Annotated in this window: 14 protein-coding genes and 2 pseudogenes; 10 read left to right on the plus strand and 6 right to left on the minus strand. The window is 69.9% G+C overall.

The genetic code is table 11. From position 1 onward, the window contains the following. The first annotated feature begins 4 nt into the window (after window positions 1-4). Window positions 5-2,008, plus strand: a complete 2,004-nt coding sequence (locus AC07YS_RS28580) for a DUF4034 domain-containing protein (RefSeq protein ID WP_495273902.1) — start codon at window positions 5-7, stop codon at window positions 2,006-2,008. Between the two features lie 3 nt (window positions 2,009-2,011). Here AC07YS_RS28580 and AC07YS_RS28585 read toward each other — a convergent pair whose 3' ends face one another. Continuing rightward, on the minus strand, window positions 2,012-2,911 hold the full coding sequence (locus AC07YS_RS28585) for a LysR family transcriptional regulator (RefSeq protein WP_495269726.1): 900 nt from the start codon (window positions 2,909-2,911) through the stop codon (window positions 2,012-2,014). Between the two features lie 72 nt (window positions 2,912-2,983). Here AC07YS_RS28585 and AC07YS_RS28590 point away from each other — a divergent pair, with 72 nt between their 5' ends. After that, a complete protein-coding gene (locus AC07YS_RS28590) occupies window positions 2,984-4,234 on the plus strand; it encodes a flavin-dependent oxidoreductase (protein WP_495269725.1) in 1,251 nt (416 codons plus the stop codon). 40 nt (window positions 4,235-4,274) lie between these two features. Next, window positions 4,275-5,237, plus strand: coding sequence for a tripartite tricarboxylate transporter substrate binding protein (locus AC07YS_RS28595; RefSeq protein WP_495269724.1), 963 nt, complete (start codon window positions 4,275-4,277; stop codon window positions 5,235-5,237). 18 nt (window positions 5,238-5,255) lie between these two features. Here the strand turns inward: AC07YS_RS28595 and AC07YS_RS28600 are convergent, their stop codons facing one another. Further along, window positions 5,256-6,110 (minus strand): M48 family metallopeptidase, encoded by an 855-nt coding sequence (locus AC07YS_RS28600; protein ID WP_159278868.1) that lies wholly within the window; start codon window positions 6,108-6,110, stop codon window positions 5,256-5,258. Between the two features lie 61 nt (window positions 6,111-6,171). On the opposite strand from AC07YS_RS28600, the gene AC07YS_RS28605 reads away from it, so the two are divergent. The 6 genes and pseudogenes from AC07YS_RS28605 (at window position 6,172) to AC07YS_RS28630 (ending at window position 13,203) form a co-directional block, all read left to right on the plus strand. Beyond that, a complete protein-coding gene (locus AC07YS_RS28605) occupies window positions 6,172-7,566 on the plus strand; it encodes an AmpG family muropeptide MFS transporter (protein ID WP_070063493.1) in 1,395 nt (464 codons plus the stop codon). Window positions 7,567-7,721: 155 nt separating this feature from the next. After that, window positions 7,722-8,946: pseudogene (locus tag AC07YS_RS28610) on the plus strand (beta-ketoacyl-[acyl-carrier-protein] synthase family protein). A gap of 128 nt (window positions 8,947-9,074) precedes the next feature. Beyond that, window positions 9,075-9,758 (plus strand): annotated as a pseudogene (locus tag AC07YS_RS28615) (beta-ketoacyl synthase chain length factor); the annotation flags it as partial. A 202-nt stretch (window positions 9,759-9,960) separates the two neighbouring features. Then, complete coding sequence (locus tag AC07YS_RS28620) at window positions 9,961-10,683, plus strand: response regulator (protein ID WP_062476797.1); 723 nt, start codon at window positions 9,961-9,963, stop codon at window positions 10,681-10,683. A 16-nt stretch (window positions 10,684-10,699) separates the two neighbouring features. Beyond that, the gene (locus tag AC07YS_RS28625; protein WP_447740224.1) at window positions 10,700-11,908 is read left to right on the plus strand and encodes an ATP-binding protein; all 1,209 of its coding nucleotides are present in this window, start codon (window positions 10,700-10,702) and stop codon (window positions 11,906-11,908) included. Between the two features lie 65 nt (window positions 11,909-11,973). Beyond that, window positions 11,974-13,203: an O-antigen ligase family protein gene (locus AC07YS_RS28630; RefSeq protein WP_495269723.1), complete on the plus strand. Its 1,230-nt coding sequence runs from the start codon at window positions 11,974-11,976 to the stop codon at window positions 13,201-13,203. 49 nt (window positions 13,204-13,252) lie between these two features. On the opposite strand, the gene AC07YS_RS28635 is transcribed toward AC07YS_RS28630, so the two are convergent. Together AC07YS_RS28635 and AC07YS_RS28640 are read right to left on the minus strand one after the other, a co-directional pair. Further along, window positions 13,253-13,462, minus strand: coding sequence for a zinc-finger domain-containing protein (locus tag AC07YS_RS28635; RefSeq protein WP_007836801.1), 210 nt, complete (start codon window positions 13,460-13,462; stop codon window positions 13,253-13,255). An 8-nt stretch (window positions 13,463-13,470) separates the two neighbouring features. Then, window positions 13,471-14,424, minus strand: a complete 954-nt coding sequence (locus AC07YS_RS28640; RefSeq protein ID WP_062476806.1) for a branched-chain amino acid transaminase — start codon at window positions 14,422-14,424, stop codon at window positions 13,471-13,473. 134 nt (window positions 14,425-14,558) lie between these two features. On the opposite strand from AC07YS_RS28640, the gene AC07YS_RS28645 reads away from it, so the two are divergent. Next, the gene (locus tag AC07YS_RS28645) at window positions 14,559-15,551 is read left to right on the plus strand and encodes a recombination-associated protein RdgC (protein ID WP_095949800.1); all 993 of its coding nucleotides are present in this window, start codon (window positions 14,559-14,561) and stop codon (window positions 15,549-15,551) included. Between the two features lie 33 nt (window positions 15,552-15,584). On the opposite strand, the gene AC07YS_RS28650 is transcribed toward AC07YS_RS28645, so the two are convergent. Continuing rightward, window positions 15,585-16,013 (minus strand): glycerate kinase, encoded by a 429-nt coding sequence (locus tag AC07YS_RS28650; protein WP_095743211.1) that lies wholly within the window; start codon window positions 16,011-16,013, stop codon window positions 15,585-15,587. Then, window positions 16,001-16,390: a VOC family protein gene (locus AC07YS_RS28655; RefSeq protein WP_167394955.1), complete on the minus strand. Its 390-nt coding sequence runs from the start codon at window positions 16,388-16,390 to the stop codon at window positions 16,001-16,003. The genes AC07YS_RS28650 and AC07YS_RS28655 overlap by 13 nt, the downstream gene beginning before the upstream one ends. Between the last annotated feature and the right edge of the window lie 91 nt (window positions 16,391-16,481).

Raw genomic sequence — 16,481 nt, forward strand, 5'->3', positions numbered from 1 at the left:
GCCCATGACCACCCACACGCCCCCCGCCGCAGCGACCGTGATTCCCCCCGCGCCCGCGCGCTGGAAGCTCTGCGACATCGACACGCTGCTGCGCGCCGGCGACTACGCCGCGCTCGACCAGCGGCTCGACGACGCGCTGGCCGCCAGCTTTCAAGATCGCGACGAGGAAGAGCGCTACTACGGCGCCTTGCCCGACGACCTGGCCGGCTGCACCGCCGACGGCGCCGAAGGGCTGGCCCGCCTGGCGGCATGGCAGGCAGCCCGCCCGCAGTCGGCCCACGCCTGGCTCTGCGAAGCGCACTACTGGTACCACTGGGCCTACGAGTACCGCGGTTCGGGCTGGGCCAGCACGGTCACCGCGCTCGGCTGGGAATGCGCCCATGCCTGCGCCACGCGCTGCGCCGTGGCCGCGCTGCGCGCACTCACGCTCGCGCCCACGATGTGGACCGCCTGCGCCCTGCTGCTGCAGAGCACCTCGGCCTTCAACGAGCCCGACTGGCTGACCGAGCTGGTGCGCAGCGGCCGCTGGCCCGACAAGCCGTTGCAGCACGACTTTTCGCTGGACGACGACGAGGCCACCCGCGACGAGTTGCTGGCGCAGCTCGCGCGCTCCGGCCTGGCGCACGACGAGCGCGTCGCCTGCCCCGAGGCCGCGCCCACCGCCCTGCCCTCGCCCGTGCAGGGCCGCAAGGTGATCAGCGGCACGTCCTACTGGATCCACGCCACGCTGCACGTGCACCCGCGGCTGTTCTTCTTCATGCGCCAGTGCGTCTGGTTCCAGCAGCCGCGCTGGGGCGGCAGCCACGAGCGCGTGCGCGCCTTCATCGCCTCGCCCGCCTGCGCCCACCTGAGCGAGGTCGAGAAAGACCGGCTGCGCCACGAGATCTGGCGCGACGAATACCAGGGCAACAGCGTCGACAAGGACGAAGACCCGGCCGAAGCCCAGCAACGCATGGCCGCCACGCGCCAGCGCGCCCAGGAGGCGCTCTACCCCTACCACCGCTGGGAAACCCTGCGCTGGCTGGCCGTGAGCCACTACATGCTCGACCAGCACGCCGAAGCGCTGGCCTGCCTGCGCGAGGCCGAGAGCCACCACCCCATCGACGACGACTACGCGATGAACATGGCGGTGCACGTCGCCCTGGAGCAGGACCCCGGCGGCCATTGGCTGGGCCAGGCCATCTGCAACAGCGCCAACGCCTACGAATGCAACACCGCGCTGATCCTGCACGGCTACTGCAGCCTGAAGGGCGCCTTCGGCTTCGTGCCCAACGCGGCGACCGGCAACGCCTGGCTGGCGGCCGCGCGCGAACGCAACGCCGGCACCGAGAACTGGGACGACCTGGCGCGCGCGCTGTGGCGCGTGCCGCGCAACCAGGAAGCCTTCGAGATCCTCGAGATGGGGCTGGCCGCCGGCGACAAATCGTGCCTGCTCACGCTCGGCATCTTCCACGCGGGCGGCGAGCACGGCACCAAGGACCGGCAGCAGGCGATGCACTGCTACGGCCAGGCGGCCGAAGCCGGCAACAGCGTCGCGGCCTACAAGCTGGGCTACCTCTGCCACGACATGGCCTGGGAAGACGCCACGCCCGCGGCGCAGCGCCCCGCGCTGCAGGCGCAGGCGGTCGAGGCCATGCTGAAGGCCCGCGAGCTGGGCCACGACGACGCCACCGAAGGCGCGTTGATGTTCATCAGCGACCTGTCCGACATCCCCGTGCGCCACCGCCACCTGGACTTCGTGCGCGAGCACGCGACCAACGGCGACGCCATCGCCATGGCCACGCTGTCGACCCTGCTGGCCGACGCCAACGACAAGGTGCTCTACAACTACCGCGAGAGCGTGCGCTGGATCATGGGCGCGCAGGCCGTGGCGCCCGAGGACGAGTTCGTGATGAACGTGACCAAGAACACCCACCAGGACGGCTTCCTGTCGTCCACGCTCTACAAGCTCACGCGCCGGCAGATCAAGGCGCACGAGATCCCCGGCGGCGACAACGCGATGGTCTGAGGGCTAACGAGACAGCGCGGGCAGCGCCTTCGCCAGCGTCTCGCTGAAGGCGCGCATCGCCTCGGTCTCTTGCGTGCCGCGCTTGGTCAGGCGAAAGAAGTCCATGCCCACGCGCGGCTTCAGCAGCACGTCGGTCTTCACGCGGTGACGGCGGCAGGCCGCCAGCGCGAAGGTGGGCATCACGGCGGTGCCGAAGCCGGCCTCGACCATCGAGATCAGCGTGCCGAAGAAGTTGAAGGCGGGCCGCTGCGCATCGGCCAGCCCGATCTCGCCAAGCTGGCGTTCGATCACCTTCTGGATCGGGTTGCCGGGCGGCAGGCCGATCAGCGTGGCGCCGCGCAGCGCGGACCAGGGCGCGGTGCCGACCGGTTCGCCGTCGGCCACGGCCTGCGTGACGCGCATCAGCTCGAAGCGCCCCACGGGCGTGCGGTCGAGCCCCGCCGCGGCCTTGAAAAAGAAGCCCAGGCCGAGGTCGGCCTCGCCCGCGGCCACCATCGCTTCCACATCGCGCAGGTCGGCGTCGAAAAGGCGCAGCGCGACCTGCGGATGCGCGGCGCGAAAGCTCGCGAACACCCAGGGCAGCAGGTGCGAGGACACCAGCGGCGTGGCCGCGATGCGCAGCGTCTGGCGCGCCGCGTCGCCCTCGGCGCCGAGCTCGGCGGCCACGTCATCGAGGTCGGTGACGAGCCGCTCCACCACCGGCAACAGCCGCCGGCCGGCCGGCGTGAGGCTCACCATGCGCGTGGTGCGGTCGAACAGGCGGCAACCGAGCTGCTTCTCCATCTCGCGGATCAGGATGCTCAGGCCGGCCTGGGTGATGTGCGCCTGCTCCGCCGCGCGGGTGAAGTTGCCGATGCGCGCCACCTGCAGGAAGGCGCGCATCTGGCGCGTGGTCAGGTTCATAAGGATTCATGATAAATCCATATCACATCTAAATTTCCCATATGCCTCGTTTGCGGTCCCAATACGGACCCCATGAGCACCGCACCTAACGAAGTCATCATCCTCGGCGCCGGCATCGGCGGCCTGACCCTCGCCCTGAGCCTGCACCAGGCCGGCATCGCTTGCCGCGTGTACGAGGCCGTGCCCGAGCTGCGCCCGCTCGGCGTGGGCATCAACCTGCTGCCGCATGCGGTGCGCGAGCTGTCCGAGCTGGGCCTGCTCGACGCGCTCGACGCCGTGGGCGTGCGCACGCAGGAGGCGGTCTTCTTCACCGAGCACGGCCAGCTCGTGTTTCGCGAGCCCGCCGGCCAGCATGCGGGCTACGACTGGCCGCAGTACTCGATCCACCGCGGCGACCTGCAGACCGTGCTGCTGAACGAAACGCGCAAGCGCCTGGGCCCCGACAGCGTGCAGTGCGGCCACCGCTGCACCGGCGTCGAACAGGATGCCGACGGCGTGACGGTGCACTTTGCCGATGGCCGCGCGCCGGTGCACGGCGCGGTCGCGGTGGGCTGCGACGGCATCCACTCGGCGCTGCGCAAGCAGCTGTATCCGAACGAGGGCGCGCCGCGCTATTCGGGCATCAACATGTGGCGAGGCACCGCGGCCTGGAAGCCCTTTCTCTCGGGCGGCAGCATGGTGCGCGCGGGCTGGCTCACCGTCGGCAAGATGGTGATCTACCCGATCCGCAACGACATCGACGACCAGGGCCGCCAGCTCGTGAACTGGGTCGCCGAGATCCACGCGCCCCAGCCCGCGATGCGCGACTGGAGCCGCGCCGGCCGCCTCGAGGACTTCCTGCCCGCCTTCGCCGACTGGCACTTCGACTGGCTCGACGTGCCGGCGCTGATCCTGGCCTCCGACACCATCCTGGAGTACCCGATGGTCGACCAGGACCCGCTGCCGCGCTGGAGCCACGGACGCCTCACGCTGCTGGGTGATGCCGCGCACCCGATGGTGCCGCGCGGCTCCAACGGCGCGGGCCAGGCGATCATCGACGCACGCTTCCTGGCGGGCGCGATGAAGCGCGAAGGCGTGGGCATCGCGGCGCTCGAGACCTACGACCGCGTGCGCGTGAAGGCCACCACCGACGTGGTGCTGACCAACCGCAGCAACCCGCCCGACACCATCCTGCGCGAGGTGTTCGAGCGCTCGGGCGGCCGGCGCGTCGAGAACCTCGACGAGCTCGTCACGCAGCAGGAACTGCAGGCGATCTCGGACCACTACAAGCGCGTGGCCGGCTACGACCCGGCGGCGCTGAAGGCGCGCGCGTCGTACCTCTGAGCGCCGGCACATTCACCGAACAAGACGGAGACAAGACACGATGAAATTTCTGAGCAAGACCTTCGCCGGCCTGCTGGTTGCGGCCAGCGCCGCCGCGGCCCATGCCTGGCCCGACCAGCCGGTGACGCTGGTGGTGCCCTACACGCCCGGCACCGGCATCGACCTGATCGCACGCCAGCTCTCGGCCCGCCTGCCCGCCGTGCTCGGCCAGCCGGTGATCGTGGAAAACCTGGCCGGTGCCAGCGGCAACATCGGCAGCGAGAAGGTGGCGCGCGCCAAGCCCGACGGCTACACGCTGCTGGTGCAGGTCAACACGCTGGTGATGAACAAGGGCCTGTACAAGTCGCTCGCCTACGACCCGGTGGCCGACTTCACCCCGGTGTCGCAGACCTCGTGGGGCACGCTGCTGCTGGTGACCAACCCGGCCACCCAGAAGGCCGGCTCGCTCGCGCAGCTGGTGGCGACCGCCAAGGCCAACCCCGGCAAGCTGACCTACGCCACGCCCGGTGTCGGCACGCCGCACCACCTGTCGATGGCGCTCCTGATGCAGGGCACCGGCACCGACCTGCTGCACGTGCCCTACAAGGGCACGGCCGGCGCCGTCACCGACCTGCTCGGCGGGCGCATCGACGCGATGTTCCTGCCGGTGCACGTGGCGCTGCAGCACATCCAGGCCGGCAAGCTCAAGGCGCTCGCCACCGGCAGCGGCCACCGCCTGCCGCAGTTGCCCGACGTGCCCACCCTGGCCGAGGCCGGCGTGACCGCCGACAACGTCGACATGTGGTACGGCGTGCTCGCGCCCAAGGGCACGCCGGCCCACGTGGTGGCGCGGCTGAACACGGAGATCGCCGCGGTGCTGAAGTCGCCCGAGGTGGCGAAGTCCTTCGAGTCGCAGGGCATGGTGCCCGCCAGCTCGACGCCGGCGGCGTTCGGCGCGCTGATCCAGAAGGACGCGCAGCGCTGGGCGACGGTGGTGAAGAAGGGGAACATCACCGCCGACTGAGCGCGGCAGGAAGCGCAGCTACTTGCGCGCAGCCGCCCGGTACAGGTTCTCGACCTTCGGCACGTTCGCCTCGAGCTTGGCGATGCGGTCCGGCCCGCTCGGGTGGGTCGACAAGAAGCTCAGGCCGCCCTGGTTCTTGGAGGCGGTGGCCATCTTCTTCCACAGCGACACCGAGGCCTGCGGGTCATAGCCCGCGCGCGCGGCGAGTTCGAGGCCCACGAGGTCGGCGTCGGTTTCGTCGCTGCGGCTGAACTTCAGGGTGATGAGCTGCGTGCCGGCGCGCGCCGCGAGGTCGCCGACCTGGCCGAGCCCCAGCAGCTGCGCGCCGATGGACAGCGCCGCGCCGGTGCCGACGCTCTTGGCCATGCGGGCGCGGGCGTGTTCGCGCAGCGCGTGCGCCATTTCATGGCCCATGACCATCGCGACCTCGTCGTCGCTCAGCTTGAGCTGCTCGAGGATGCCGGTGAAGAAGGCGATCTTGCCGCCGGGCATGCAGAAGGCGTTGATCTGCTTGCTGCCGATCAGGTTCACCTCCCACTTCCACTCGCGCGCGCGGGTGTTCCACGGCAGGGCGAAGGGAATGAGCCGCTGCGCGATGGTGCGCAGGCGCTGCAGTTGCGCGTTGCCGTCACCGGCCAGCGCGCCCTTGGCGCGCGCCTGTGCGAGCAGCTGGCCGTACTGCTGCACGCCGGCCGCCTCGATCTGGTCGGCGGGCACGAGGTTGCGCGCCACCGAGGCATTGCCGACGTTGACCTGCGCCAGCGCCGGCGCGCTCAGCGCCGCACCGGCGGCGGCCAGCAGGAAGGCCCGGCGCGGGTTCCATGCCGAGGCTTCGGAGAGGGCGGAAAGGGGGCGTTCGCATCGTGTGCACATAGGTGCCCGGATGATAGGAACAAATGGAGACGAGCGGGCGCGCCGATGTCCTCCATAGCTCATGGACAATCCCCCACTCATGTCCGCACCGCCCGCCGAACCCACCCAAGCCCCCGCGAGCGCCGCGCTGCCCTGGCGCGACGCGCTCAAGGTCTACCTCGAACCCGCCACCCTGCGCATGCTCGCGCTGGGCTTCTCGGCCGGCCTGCCGCTGCTGCTGGTGCTGGGCACGCTGAGTTTCCGGCTGCGCGAGGCGGGCATCGACCGCACCACCATCGGCTACCTGAGCTGGGTCGGGCTGGCCTATGGCTTCAAGTGGGTCTGGGCGCCGCTGGTCGACCGGCTGCCGCTGCCGCCCTTGACCACACTGCTCGGGCGCCGGCGCGGCTGGCTGCTGCTGGCGCAGGGCATGGTGATCGTCGGGCTCGTCGGCATGGCGATGAACGACCCGCGCCTGGGGCTGCAGCCGCTGATCTGGTGCGCGCTGCTGGTGGCCTTCGGCTCGGCCACGCAGGACATCGCGCTGGACGCCTTCCGCATCGAATCGGCCGAGACGCGCAAGCAGGCCGCGCTGGCCGCCGCTTATCAAACGGGCTACCGGCTGGCGATGATCTGGGCCGGCGCCGGCGTGCTGTGGGTCGCGGCCTGGGCCGAGGTGGCGCCCGCCGTGGCCGTCACCGGCGCGGCGGCGTACCAGAACGGCGCCTGGAAGACGGCCTACCTCGTCATGGCGGCCTCGATGGCGGTCGGCGTGCTCACGGTGCTGCTGTCGCCCGAGCCGGTGCGGCGCGTGCTGCCGAAGGCGAAGAACGCGGGCGAATGGCTGCGAAGCGTGCTGATCGAGCCTTTTGCCGACTTCATCCGCCGCTACAAGTGGCAGGCGGCGCTGATCCTGGCGCTGATCGCCATCTACCGCATCAGCGACGTGGTGATGGGCATCATGGCCAACCCCTTCTATGTGGACATGGGCTTCACGAAAGACCAGGTGGCCACGGTCAGCAAGATCTACGGCGTGATCATGACGCTGGTGGGCGCCTTCGTGGGCGGCGTGCTGTCGATGCGCCTGGGCGTGATGCGGGTGCTGATGCTGGGCGCCGTGCTGAGCGCCGCGAGCAACCTGCTGTTCGCCTGGCTGGCCACGCGCGGGCACGACCTGACGGCGCTGATCGCGGTGGTCTCGGCCGACAACCTGGCCGGCGGCATCGCCTCGGCAGCCTTCATCGCCTACCTGTCGAGCCTGACCAACATCAGCTACTCGGCCACGCAGTACGCGCTGTTCAGCTCGCTGATGCTGCTGCTGCCGAAGTTCATCGCCGGTTATTCGGGCGCGTTTGTCGACGCCTACGGCTACAGCACCTTCTTCACCGCCACCGCGCTGCTGGGCGTGCCGGTGCTGCTGCTGGTGGCGCTGGCCTCGCGCATGGCGGCCCGCACAGGCGACGGCGAGCGTCAATAGGGCCTGCGCCGGAGCTGTCATCTATAGGAAACAGCCGACGCAACCTGATACGCAACGCTGGTAGGCTGCGACATTCATTGCGTGAAAATTGCGCTTTCCCGCTTTTTCTTCTGTCGCCGACGCCCTTTCGCCTGTCGCCTGCCCCCACATCCATCGTGCCGTCCCGAATTTCTCCCCTTCAAATCAGTGCCTACACGGCCACCTCGGCCGTCGGCGTCGGCAAGGAAGCGCACGCCGACGCACTCGCGCACTCGCGCAGCGGCCTGCGCGCCAACGACTTCGGCGAGGCGCCGCTGCCGACCTGGATCGGCCGCGTCGACGGCCTGGAAGACGTCCGCCTGCCCGAATCGGCCGCGTTCTGGGACTGCCGCAACAACCGGCTGGCCTGGCTGGGCCTGCAGGCCGACGGCTTCCTCGAGGCCGTAGCCGCCGCGCGCCAGAAGTACGGTGCCACGCGCATCGCGCTGGTGCTCGGCACCTCCACGGCCAGCATCGGCGAGACCGAGCTGGCCTACACGCAGCTCGACACCGACGGCAACTTTCCGCCGGACCAGCGCCGCGCGGCCGTCCACACCCCGCATTCGCTGGCCATGTTCGTGCAGCAGGTGCTGGGCATCGACGGCCCGAGCGAGACGATTTCGACCGCCTGCTCGTCCAGCGCCAAGGTGTTCGCCTCGGCCGAGCGCCTGATCCGCCTGGGCCTGGCCGACGCGGCCGTGGTCGGCGGCGCCGACACGCTGTGCGGTAGCGTGCTGTTCGGTTTCAACTCGCTGGAGCTGGTCTCCACCGAGCCCTGCCGCCCCTTCGACGCCGACCGCAAGGGCATCAGCCTCGGCGAAGCGGCGGGCTTCGCGCTGGTCGAGCGCGTGCAGACGGGTGACAACGCCACGCAGCTGCTGGGCTACGGCGAAGCCAGCGACGCACACCACATGTCGACGCCGCACCCCGAGGGCCTGGGCGCCGAGCGCGCGCTCGACGACGCGCTGGCGCGCGCAGGCCTGGCCGCCGACGCCATCGACTACATCAACATGCACGGCACGGCGAGCCAGAAGAACGACGAGGTCGAGGGCGCGCTGGTGGCGGGGCGTGGGGGCGGGGGGGGCGCGCCGCTTCCCGGCGCGCACGCATGCCAGTTCGACCAAGGGCTTCATGGGCCACACGCTGGGCGCCGCGGGCATCGTCGAGGCCGTCGTCTGCCTGCTGGCGATCGAGCGCGGCCTGATGCCGGGCACGGTCAACACGCGCACGCTGGACGAGGGCTTCGGCCCGCAGATCAAGCTCGAACCCGCCACGGGCGAGGTGCGCTACGCGCTCTCCAATTCCTTCGGTTTCGGCGGCAACAACTGCGCGCTGGTCTTCGGCAAGGCGGTGAACGCATGAACACGCCTCCGACGCTCTACATCGAAGGCCCCGCCTTCTGGACCCCCACGCTGCCCGGCTGGGACGCCGCGCGCGCGGCCTTCCGCGGCGAAGGCGCGCTGGCCGATCCGCCCGCCAAGCGGCCCTCGCCGCAGGTGCTGGCCCCGGCCGAGCGCCGCCGCGCGCCCGACACCGTGGCGCTGGCGCTCGAAGTGGCCGCCGCGGCCATCGCAGGCGCCGACCGCCCCGCAGCCGACGTGCCCTGCGTGTTCACGTCGGCGCACGGCGACCTGTCGATCAACGACTACATGTGCAGCACGCTCGCGGGCGACCCGAAGATGCTGTCGCCCACCAAGTTCCACAACTCGGTGCACAACGCGGCCGTCGGCTACTGGACCATCGGCACCGGCTGCATGGCGGCCAGCAACGCCGTCTCGGCCTACGGCCACAGCTTTGCCGCCGGCCTGCTCGAAGCGGCCGTGCAGTGCGCGGCCGACCAGACGCCGGTGCTGCTGGTGGGCTACGACGCCCCCACGGTCGGCGCGCTGGCCTCGGTGACCGACAGCCGCGGCCTGCTGGCCGTGGCGCTGGTGATCGCACCCGAACGCACGGCCCGCACCGTGGCCAGCCTCGACTGGTCGCTGGTCGGCGACGGTGCGGCAACCGCGCCGCGCTCGGCCGCCGCCGCCACGCTGAAGGACATCAACCCGATGGCCGACGCCCTGCCCCTGTTCGAGGCGCTGGCCCAGGCCCCAGGCAGCGCCGACGCGCCCATCGACCTGCCGCTGTCGGCCGCGCTGGCCCTGCGGCTGCGCCTGCAGGCCGCGGGCTGACCGGCCCCCGCCGGGGTCGGCGGTGCGTGTTGACACACACGAACCGCGCGAGTCGCGCCCCGGTACGTCATCATTGCCGCATGGCGCCCACGCAACCTGGGCGAGGCGCTATGTTTTTCGCAGCGATCCAGGTTGACAGGGCGATGCTGCGTTTACCCAACTTTACGGAGCGTTCAAGCCCGCTTGCTCCCGGTGAACGACCATGAAGCGCATGAGCACCCCCCAACTCCTGATGATCGAAGACGACGCCCGCCTGGCGCAGATGGTGGGCGAGTACCTGACGCAGTCGGGTTTCGCCTTCAACCACGCCGGCGACGGCGCCACCGGCCTGGAGCAGCTGCAGCAGCACGCGCCCGACCTGGTGATCCTCGACCTGATGCTGCCCGACACCGACGGCCTCGAGGTCTGCCGCCGCATCCGCGCCCTGCCCGGCCCGCTGGCCAAGGTGTCGGTGCTGATGCTCACGGCCAAGGGCGACCCCATGGACCGCATCATCGGCCTGGAGATCGGCGCCGACGACTACCTGCCCAAGCCCTTCGAGCCGCGCGAGCTGCTGGCGCGCATCCGTGCCGTGCTGCGCCGTCGCAGCGAGAACGCCACCGAGGCCGAAGCCTCCACGGTGATGCGCTTCGGCACGCTGGAGATCGACCGCAACGCGCGCACCGTGTCGGTGGCCGGCGCGCTGGCCGACCTCACCTCCTACCAGTTCGACCTGCTGGTGGCGATGGCCGAGCGCGCGGGCCGCGTGCTCACGCGCGACCAGATCATGGAAGCCGTGCGCGGCCGCGAGCTCGAAGCCTTCGACCGCTCGATCGACGTGCACATGGGCCGCATCCGCGCGGCCATCGAGGTCGACGCGAAGAACCCGAAGCGCATCCTGACGGTGCGCGGCGTGGGCTACGTCTTCGCCAAGCAACAGGACTGATCAGGACCGCCCCGCGATGCTGCGCAGCCTCTACCGCCGCCACCTCTACGTCCGCATCTGGCTCGCGGTGGTCGGCGGCGTGGTCATCCTCACGCTGATGGCCAACTGGATCGTGCGCGTGGCCGCCGAGGCCGAGCGCGAACGCCTGGCGCCGGTGCCGCGCGAGGTGGTCGTGCTCGACAGCCAGGACCGCACCATCGGCACCGGCAAGGCCATGCGCGTGCCCGGCCAGGGCCTGGAGTTCGACGTGCAGCTGAGCGACGGCCGCGACATGACGCTGCGCGTGGCGCCGCGCGAGCGCCCCACCGGCACCGGCGGCTTCGCGCCCTGGCGCACCCCGTTCGGGCTGGGCTGGATGATTGCGCTCGTGGGCGTGGCGGTGGCGCTGGGCGTCTATCCGATCGTGCGGCGCATCACCCAGCGGCTCGAGACCCTGCAACGCGGCGTGCAGCGCTGGGGCGAGGGCGACCTCTCGGCGCGCGTGATCGAGGAAGGACAAGACGAAGTGGCCGATCTCTCCAAGCGATTCAATGCCTCCGCCGAACGCATCGAGCAGCTCGTGCGTTCCCACAAGTCGCTGCTGGCGAACGCCTCGCACGAGCTGCGCTCGCCGCTCACCCGCATCCGCATGGGCCTGGAGCTCATGGGCGACCAGCCCAGCCCGGCGGCGCGCGAGGAAATCTCGCGCAACATCGGCGAGCTCGACCAGCTGATCGACGAGATCCTGCTGGCCAGCCGGCTCGACGCCAGCGAGGCCGACATGGGCACCATCGAAGCCGTCGACCTGACCGGCCTGGCGGCCGAAGAGTGCGCGCAGGTGAACGCCGAACTCGACCTGGCCGAAGGCACCGACAACGCCACGCTCACCGTGCCGGGCGTGTCGCGCCTGCTGCGCCGCGCGATCCGCAACCTGCTCGAGAACGCCCGCCGCTACGGCGCCGGCGAGATCAGCGTCGAACTCGGCAGCGCCGGCGGCTACGCCACGGTGCGCGTCAACGACCGCGGGCCGGGCGTGCCGGCGACGCTGCGCGAACGCATCTTCGAGCCCTTCTACCGCCTGCCCGGCGCCAGCGAGCGCAACGGCGGCGTCGGCCTGGGGCTGGCGCTGGTGAAGTCGATCGCCGAGCGCCACGGCGGATCGGTGCGCTGCGAAGACCGGCCGGGTGGCGGCGCGAGCTTCGTGATCTGCCTGCCAGCCAAAGGCCCTGCCGCTGCAGCGCACTGAGCGCCTTCGGGTGCGCAGGGACAAGTCAGGTTCGGCCGAGGGGCCGCACCTAAAATCCCGGCCCTATGCAGAGATCGCACATCGTTCGGCCCGCGGCCATGTTCTGGGGGCTGGTGGTGTTCATGCCGGTCGGCGTCACCTACCTGTCGGCCATCGTGCTGCTGCTTGCCCTGCTGGTGGGCGGTGGCTTGCGCGAGCGCTATGCGCGGCTGCGCGCCAACCCGCTGTGGTGGCCGGTGGTCGCCTACGTGGCGTGGACCTTCATCGTGCTGGCCGTGCGGCCGCACTACCCCGAGACCCCCTCCAACCTGTTCCACGGGCTGCGCATCGCCTTCACCTTCCTGATGGCGATGGCGCTCACGCGCGAGGAGGCACTGTGGGCGCTGCGCGGCTTCCTCTTGATCGCGGCGCTCAACATCGTGCTCATCGTGCTGCACTACAGCCTGGGCCTTCCGGTGCCGGGCGCGCTGCGCGGCGTGGTGATGGAAGTGGGCAACAAGTCGATCAGCAACGCGCTGCTGTTCAGCATCGTCGCGGCCAGCGCGGCGGTCTACGGGCTGTCGCAGATCACGGGGCACCGGCCCCTGCGCGCACTGGCGGCCTTCGCGCTCGTGCTCGGGCTGGGCGCCGTGGTCGCGCTGCCGCTCACCTCGCGCACCTCGGTGCTCGCGCTGCTGCTGGTGATTCCGGTGGTCTGCCTGCACCAGTGGAAGAACCACCTGAAGGCGCTGTCGGCGGCGCTGATCCTGGGCGCGGTGGTGATCGGCGCAAGCCTGTACCAGCTGCCGCAGCTGCAGCAGAAGGTCGAGACCGGCATCGAGGAGCTCGAGAAGGCGCAGACCGGCGCCGTGTTCCACGGCAGCTGGATCATCCGCTACTACATGTACCGCGACACCGGCGCCATGATTGCCGACCAGCCCGTCGCGGGCTGGGGCATCGGCGGCTGGACCGACCAGTGGCACAAGCGCGGCCCGGCGCTGTTCGCCGACTCCAACATGCCGCACAACGACTTCCTCTGGGTCGGCGCGCAAAGCGGCATCCCGGGCATCCTGAGCCTGCTGGCGATCATGCTGGTCGCCGTCTGGCAGGCCTGGCGCCGGCCGGACATCGCCGGCCGCTACGCGCTGGCCGCGACACTCATCGCGCTCATCGCGTCGAGCGTGAACTCGGCGATGCGCGATGCGCAGATCGGGCTGGCCGTGCTGTGGATCGCGATGGTCTACCTGCGGCTGGCGCAGGAATCGCAGGACCCCGATCCGTGGCGCGGCCTGTGGCCCCGAGCCCAGCCAAGCTGAAACGAAAAAACCGGCCGCAAGGGCCGGTTTCTTTTTTCCGCCTGGCCGCTCAGTGGCGGCTGGACACGGTCTCGCCCGCCTTCAGGCGGTACACCGTGCCGCAGTACGGGCACTTGGCTTCGCCGGTGCGCGCCACATCGAGGTAGACCTTCGGGTGGCTGTTCCAGAGCTTCATGTCGGCCTTGGGGCTGGGGCAGAACACGCCGCCCTGGTGGTTGAGCTCCTTCGCGAGGAGTTCGACGACTGCATTGGTGGACATGTTGTTCCTCAGACCTTCGTGAGCCAGTGGGCGTACTTGGGGTTCTTGCCGTTCACGATGTCGAAGAAGGCCGACTGGATCTTCTCGGTGACCGGGCCGCGCGCGCCGCCGTCGCCACGGTTGCCGATCTCGATGCGGTCGAGTTCGCGGATGGGCGTGACTTCAGCGGCGGTGCCGGTGAAGAAGGCCTCGTCGGCCACGTACACCTCGTCGCGCGTGATGCGCTTTTGCACGAGCTCGATCCCCAGGTCCTTGCAGATGTGCAGGATGGTGTTGCGCGTGATGCCGTTCAGGGCGCCGGCCGACAGGTCGGGCGTGTAGACCACGCCGCCCTTGACCACGAACACGTTCTCGCCCGCGCCTTCGGACACGAAGCCGCTCGCGTCGAGCAGCAGTGCTTCGTCGTAGCCGTCGTCCAGCGCTTCCATGTTGGCGAGGATCGAGTTGGTGTAGTTGCTCACCGTCTTGGCCTGCGTCATCGTGATGTTGACGTGGTGGCGGGTGTAGCTGGAGGTCTTCACGCGGATGCCGCGGCGCATGCCCTCTTCGCCGAGGTAGGCGCCCCACGACCAGGCCGCGACCATGGCGTGGATCTTGTTGCCCTTGGGGCTCACGCCCAGCTTCTCGGAGCCGATCCAGATCAGGGGGCGCAGGTAGCAGCTTTCGAGCTTGTTCTCGCGCACGACCTGCTTCTGGGCTTCGTTCAGCTGTTCCTGCGAGAACGGGATCTTCATGCGCAGGATCTTGGCGCTGTTGAACAGGCGCTCGGTGTGCTCGGCCAGGCGGAAGATCGCCGTGCTGCCGTCGGCCGTCTTGTAGGCGCGCACGCCCTCGAAGGCGCCGCACCCGTAGTGCAGCGTGTGGCTCAGCACGTGGATCTTGGCGTCGCGCCAGTCCACGAGTTCGCCGTCCATCCAGATCTTGCCGTCACGGTCGTCCAGCGAGGGGGGGATCGAGCTCATTTCCTGATTCCTTTGGGAGCGGTGTGGGGGTGCGACCCACTGGGAAGTCGCAAAAGCTTTCGATTTTACGGCCGAGCCCGGAACCGGGTGCCCGACAATGGCCGGTTGTGCCAACCAGTGGAAAAAGGGTTCCCGTGTCCGTATTCAAGAACGTCATCGTCTATCGCATCGAACCTGCCTGGTCCCAATCACTGACCGAGGCAGAAGAAGGGCTGGCCAAGCAACGCTTCGTGCCTTGCGGCCCCTCGCAGGAAAAGTCCGCCGGCTGGGTCGAGCCCCGCGGCGAAGCCAACGGCCCGTTGGTCGAATCCATCGACGGCCAGTGGCTGGTCGAGTACATGATCGAGAGCAAGCAGGTCCCCGGCTCCGTGGTGCGCCGCAAGCTGGACGAGCGCTGCGCTCACATCGAGACCACCACCGGCCGCAAGCCCGGCAAGAAGGAAAAGAAGGAGCTCAAGGAAGACATCACCCTGGAGCTGCTGCCCATGGCCTTCACGCGCAGCGCGCGCGTCACGGTGTGGATCGACAAGGCCGAGAACCGCCTCGTGATCAACTGCGGCAATGCCGCGCGCGCCGACGAAGTGGTCACCAGCCTCGTGAAGTCGCTCGACGGCTTTGCCGTGGCGCTGATCAACACGCAGATCGAACCGGCCGCCGCCATGGCCAACTGGCTGTTGACGCAGGAGCCGCCGGCCGGCTTCAGCATCGACCGCGAGTGCGAGCTCAAGGCCTCGGACGACTCCAAGGCCGTGGTGCGCTACGCCAAGCACGCGCTGGACATCGACGAGGTCAAGCAGCACATCACCGACGGCAAGCGCCCGACGCGCCTGGCGCTCACCTGGGACGACCGCGTGTCCTTCGAGCTCACGCACGGCCTGCTGATCCGCAAGATCACCTTCCTCGAAGGCACGGGCGACGGCGCGGCGGGTGGCAAGAAGGAAGACAACTTCGACGCCGACGTGGCCATTGCCACCGGCGAACTCGGCCAGCTGGTGCCGGCGCTGCTCGACGCGCTGGGCGGCGAGGCGGCGTTCTCGGCGGCACCGCCGGATGAAGCGCCGAAGGCTGCGGCCACCGCACCTGCGGCTCAGGCCGACACGCCCGAAGAAGAAGACGCGCCGTTCTGAGGTTCTGAATCAGGCGAAGCGCCCGCGCCGCCTTCAGGCCGCGGGCGTTTCTTCGTCGGCCGACGCCTCGGGCCGCGTGAGCGTCCAGCTCTGCAGCTTGCCGCCGTTGAACACGGCATCGACGTAGGAACCGCCGGCGTCGGTCCAGCGGTACAGCTCGGGCTGCTCGTTCTCGGGCGAGCGCTGCTCGCCGAGCGCGCGCGTCATCGCGATGACGTGCATCAGCGTCACGCCGGGCTTGAGCTTGGCATTCAGCATCACCGAGCTCGCCACCGTGCCGATGGGCCGGTCGGCGGCCCGCTTGAGCACCTGCATCGTGCGGTTGAAGTGCATCAGCAGGAACATCACGATCGCACCGCCGGCGAACGCCACGCCGCCCCATCCGTATTGGTGCCAAGACAGGCCGAGGAGAACGACGGCCCCCACGGGCACCAGCAATTTCTGGAAATTCATGGGGCGCATTGTCGCCGCCCGGTGGAAGGCCCCCGCAAGCCGATGCAGTTGCCCCAGGGGTCGCGCACCTGTGCCATGTGCTCGTCGCCCTCGAGCCGCAGCGGGCCGCGGTACAGCGGCGCGCCGCAGGCCTCGAGGTGGGCCAGCGCCGCATCGAAGTCGGCGACGTTCCAGTACACGACCGAGCCCGAGGCACCGGCGCCGACCTTCGCGTCGGCCGGCACGAGCTCCAGCAGCACGCCGTGGACCGACAGGCACTCGAAGGCCGGCGAGCCGATCGACATCGGCACCGCATCGGGGAAGGCGTCGGCGTACCAGCGCAGCGCCGCGTTCACATCGGTGACGTGGACCATGACGGCGGCAATGGGCGGTGCGGTGGATTTCATTCGGTGCCTGCGAGAAACGGCCCGCGATTGTGCGGCCCCGACCCCGTCGCAGTAGCCGCCGTGGCTACCGCCGGGCGCAGAAAGCGGTACT

The sequence above is a fragment of the Variovorax sp. GW458-11-26-14-LB1 genome (assembly GCF_059423965.1).